Origin of the sequence: Paracoccus nototheniae, assembly GCF_004335005.1 — a bacterium.
Classification (GTDB): domain Bacteria; phylum Pseudomonadota; class Alphaproteobacteria; order Rhodobacterales; family Rhodobacteraceae; genus Paracoccus; species Paracoccus nototheniae.
Genome location: NZ_RQRT01000157.1, coordinates 1 through 2,120, shown reverse-complemented (window position 1 = coordinate 2,120; position 2,120 = coordinate 1). Strand labels below are relative to the sequence as shown.

At 69.0% G+C, this 2,120-nt stretch carries 2 protein-coding genes; one reads left to right on the top strand and one right to left on the bottom strand.

Annotated elements, in window-relative coordinates; all coding sequences use genetic code 11:
• Nucleotides 1-66 precede the first annotated feature (66 nt).
• Entirely contained in the window at nt 67-1,551 is a 1,485-nt protein-coding gene (locus EG885_RS22230; RefSeq protein WP_131579034.1) for a mannitol dehydrogenase family protein, read from the top strand.
• A 91-nt stretch (nt 1,552-1,642) separates the two neighbouring features.
• Here the strand turns inward: EG885_RS22230 and EG885_RS22225 are convergent.
• Nucleotides 1,643-2,120, bottom strand: a 478-nt coding sequence (locus EG885_RS22225; protein ID WP_131579032.1) for a DMT family transporter, incomplete at its 5' end; no start/stop codon positions are given.

The window sequence follows — 2,120 nt, the reverse complement described above, 5'->3', positions numbered from 1 at the left end:
CCATCCCCCTGTCCTCTGCGCGCATCCTGCGGCGCAGCCGGGGACGCTTTGCCGAAAGGTCCGACCATGGCCAGCCATCTCGCTCTGTCCGACATCACCCTGCCCGATCTGGCGCCGGGCATCGCCCGTCCCGGCTATGACCGCGCCGCCCTGACCCCCGGCATCCTGCATGTGGGGGTCGGCAATTTTCACCGCGCGCATATGGCGTGGTATCTGGACCGCCTGTTCGCCACCGGTCGCGACCAGACCTGGGCGCTGAAGGGCGCGGGCGTGCGCCCCGGCGACGCCGCCATGCGCGACCGCCTGGCGGCACAGGACTGGCTGACCACGCTGGTCGAACTGGACCCGGCGGGCCTGTCGGCGCGGGTGCTGGGGTCGATGGTCGATTTCGCCCCCGTCGATCCCGCCGCCACCATCGCCGCCATGGCCGATCCCGCGATCCGCATCGTCTCGCTGACGATCACCGAGGGCGGCTATTACGTCGATGCCAAGACCGACGGCTTCGATGCCGCCCATCCCGACATGGCCCATGACGCCGCCAACCCCGATGCGCCGCGCAGCGTCTTCGGGATGCTGCTGGCGGCGCTGCGGATGCGGCGCGCGGCAGACCATGCGCCCTTTACCATCCTGTCCTGTGACAACCTGCCGGAAAACGGCCATGTCTGCGCCCGCACGGTGACCGGCCTTGCCCGCCTGTCCGACCCGGCGCTGGCCGATTGGATCGCCGCCACCATCGCCTTTCCGAACTCGATGGTCGATTGCATCACCCCGGCGACCTCGGATCGCGAACGCGCGCTGGTCCGCGATCATTTCGGCATCATCGACGCCGCCCCGGTCGTCTGCGAACCCTTCCGCCAATGGGTGCTGGAAGACAATTTTCCCCAGGGCCGCCCCGCGCTGGAAACCGTCGGCGCGCAGTTTGTCGCCGATGTCAGCCGGCACGAGCTGATGAAGCTGCGCATCCTGAACGGCGGTCACGCCGCCATCGCCTATGCCGGGGCGCTTCTGGGCCATCACTTCGTCCATGACGCCATGGCCGATCCGCAGATCCGCGACTGGCTGACCGCACTGGAAACGCGCGAGATCATCCCGACCCTGCAGCCGATCGAGGGCGTCAGCTATGACGACTACCTCACTCTGATCGTCAATCGCTTTTCGAACCCCCGCATCGGCGACACGATCCCGCGCCTGTGTCTGGACGGCTCGAACCGGCAGCCGAAATTCATCCTGCCGACCCTGCGCGACCGCCTCGCCGCGGGCGCCCCGATCGCCGGTCTGGCGCAGGAACTGGCGCTGTGGTGCCGCTATTGCGAGGGCACGGCCGAGGACGGCACCCCCATCCCCCCCAATGACGACAACCGCGACAGCCTGCACCGCCACGCGCTGGCGGCCCGGACCGATCCGGCGGCCTTCCTGCAACAGGACGCGATCTTCGGCGATCTGGGGGCCGATCCGGCGCTGCTGACGGCCTTTGCCGATGCCCTGACGGCGATCCGCCGCGATGGGGTGCGCGCCGTGTTGGCAGCCTATGCGGCGGCTTCGCAGGGCTAGGCGTGCCCGCATGAAACAGCGGCGGGGCCTGTGACCCCGCCGCTCATACCATCACCAAACGGCGTTACTGATGACCACCCCCGCAACCGCCTCAGGCGGGCGGGGTGGCCTTGCGTTGACGGCGGCGTTCCAGCCCCAGCTTGTGTTCGCGCCAGATGATCAGCATGCCCGCCAAAATGACCAGGGCCGAGCCGATCAGCACCTCGCGCCCCGGCACTTCGGCAAAGACCCACCAGCCGATCGCCACCGCCAAAATCATCGCGACATAGTCGAACGGCGCCACAACCGACGCATCCGCATGGCGATAGGCCGAGGTCAGCAGGATCTGCCCCAGCCCCCCCAGCAGCCCCGTCAGCACCAGCTGCGCGAGCACATAGGGCTGCGGCAGCATCCAGCCAAAGGGCAGCGTCACCAGCGACAACCCCGTCGAGGTGACCGAGAACCAGAACACGATGGCCGAGGTCCGCTCGATCTGGACCAGCTGGCGCACAAAGATCTGCGCCAGCGCCGCAGCCCCCGCCCCGCCAAGCGCCACCACCGCGCCCAGCATCCGCAGCGGGGCGCCCCCT

Excerpts from the sequence above, each read along its gene's own strand:
- EG885_RS22230 (WP_131579034.1), top strand. The coding sequence starts at position 67 with ATGGCCAGCCATCTCGCTCTGTCCGACATCACCCTGCCCGATCTGGCG.